The 2,210-nt window shown below is 49.3% G+C and carries 2 protein-coding genes and 1 pseudogene; all 3 read left to right on the top strand.

Annotation, left to right across the window (positions count from 1 at the left end; genetic code table 11):
• A pseudogene (locus tag AN477_RS05755) lies at positions 1-593 on the top strand (hypothetical protein); the annotation flags it as partial.
• 18 nt (positions 594-611) lie between these two features.
• Entirely contained in the window at positions 612-1,541 is a 930-nt protein-coding gene (locus AN477_RS05760) for a hypothetical protein (RefSeq protein ID WP_054968228.1), read from the top strand.
• A gap of 17 nt (positions 1,542-1,558) precedes the next feature.
• A partial coding sequence (locus AN477_RS05765; protein WP_211265961.1) for a type II secretion system F family protein occupies positions 1,559-2,210 on the top strand: 652 nt, incomplete at its 3' end.

Genomic DNA, 2,210 nt, shown 5'->3' on the forward strand with positions numbered 1-2,210 from the left:
TTCCTGAAATGACACCCCTCACAGACTGGTGTATCCGACTGACAGACCGAAGCCAAAACGTAGAAGGTAAAGGGCGACTTGATATGGCAACCAATATCATCAACACACTCCGAATGGACAACGACAATGGCTACATCGGAGAGGTGAGAACTGCTCAAATCGCACATCTATTCCTACGCATGAGCCTGCTTGTAAAACGACAGACGGGCACGACATTTCACAGTCACATTGGACACAAAAACAACGTGGAGGGCGTGTTGACGAGATTTATCCTGGAGGCCACAGAGGGGGCGGGCGCACAGGCGTCCTACCTGAATACAGCTAGTCGAATGGCCGATAAGATTCGCCACATCGTAACGACGCGTGATACCAAGCATGGGAAGCGGGTAACCGAGATAGGAGAAATCATTGGGTTCGATTTTACGGAACGGGCGCTCTTGTGGCAACCGGTTTTGACGTATGACTTCTTCAAAGACAAGTTCTGTTTCCACGGTGTAACTGAAGGAATGGTCGATCGGGCACGAGTGGAAGGGATCGATGTGACGTTGCCGCTTAATTGCCAACCGATTCGTAAATACAAGTTTGCGTCATGAACGAGGGGGGACGAGTCAATGAATATACTTGCCGGTGCCAGAATCTTCGGTGTACTGGTTACTATGGCACTGGCCTTGTGGGCCATGGGCAGAGAGTTGCGGAATATCGAATGGAGGCACCGAATTCGAGTCGTTATGGAAGAACGGCCTGAAAAGGAAGGTTATGTAGGAAACCTGTGGCGGCTATATATGCTTCGAATCAGGACGCATCGAATCAGGACGCATCGAATGATGCTGGACAAACCTTTCAAGGCTCAAACGGTCTCCATCCATGTACTCGGGCTGTTCCTTCTGTTCTTTGTAATCACACTTCTTTTGCATTATTTCTTTGTCGTGGGACTCTTCGTCAGTGGGGGATTATCGCTATTTCTGTATGAAAAAGTTTGGGGGAGTCGTGCAAGGAAACGTCGAGAAGAGATAACAGCCGCCTGGTTGTATGAGGCAGTGCCGATTGCTGTCCACGTCATGACGGCGACAAAGCGGTTGGATCAAGCCATCCACCGCATGACCCAAATGACGCACCATCCACACCTGAAAGGGAAGCTTGCACAGCTATCAGAGCTCATCAGTGCCCCACAGTTTGCTACACCGGAAGATGCGTTTTTGTTTTGGGCAAACAACATGGGCATACGCGATATTGAGTATTTCGCTTTAGCCACAAAGGAAGCGAAAAAATACAACGTGCCGATTGAACAACTTTGGATTGATATGGCTGACTTGCTTGGCAAGGACCTTGAGTTTAAACGGACAATCCGTGCACAGACCGCTCATCACCGCTCAGGTGGTTACATCTTTTATGGGATGCTTGCCGGAACGTTTCTTATCGCGTATCCATTTACAGCAAAATTCATGACCGACACCACCAGTTTTTTGTTCTGGGCCGTCATCGGAGTCATGACCATTGGGTTATATCTCATCATGCGTGAGAGTCAGAGGATCGATGCGTAGACGGGAGGGATGTGAGGATGAACTTAAGTGCCGTTCTGTTTGGAGGACTGATTACACTATCCGTTTGGCTCGCTATCGCATCAAGGCAACAAGCGACCAAAGAGTTCGCGATACGCGTCTTTAAGCCAGTACATGGGGCAAGTCACAAGCCCAGGATAAGACTCGCTACGTATAAAGCCATACTTCAAGCGGAAGCCGAGGCGATTGATGAACCTGAAAAGGCGACCCTATGGATGTGCATCGCCATTATCACCAGTGCAATGGTGATATCGTTGAGCGTTTTACTGAGACAGCCTGCGGTTCTTTTCTTGATTCCAGTCGTTTTTGCGACGCCACTCATGGTTGCTCGGACAAAGCGTACAGCGCACTTACGGCGACTTCGTGAACAGACTCGGGTATCCGAGATAATGATTGCATTTTTGATGAAATCAGGGGCCACACTCTCCGACACGCTTTCCATTTTAGAGAAGAAAATGGAATCTCCTATGCGCGAGAAAATCGTGGAGGTGAACACGAAAAAGCGGTTTACCACTCTACCAGATGCGCTTCATGCACTGGCCGAATCCACAGGGATTACTCAGGTGAAGGACTTTGCGATGATTGTTTCCGAGTCGGAAACGTACGGGACACCTGTTGCGGATGCTCTGCTTCGGAGCCTTCAACTGGATA

Source organism: Paenalicyclobacillus ferrooxydans (assembly GCF_001399675.1).
GTDB lineage: Bacteria > Bacillota > Bacilli > Alicyclobacillales > Alicyclobacillaceae > Alicyclobacillus_B > Alicyclobacillus_B ferrooxydans.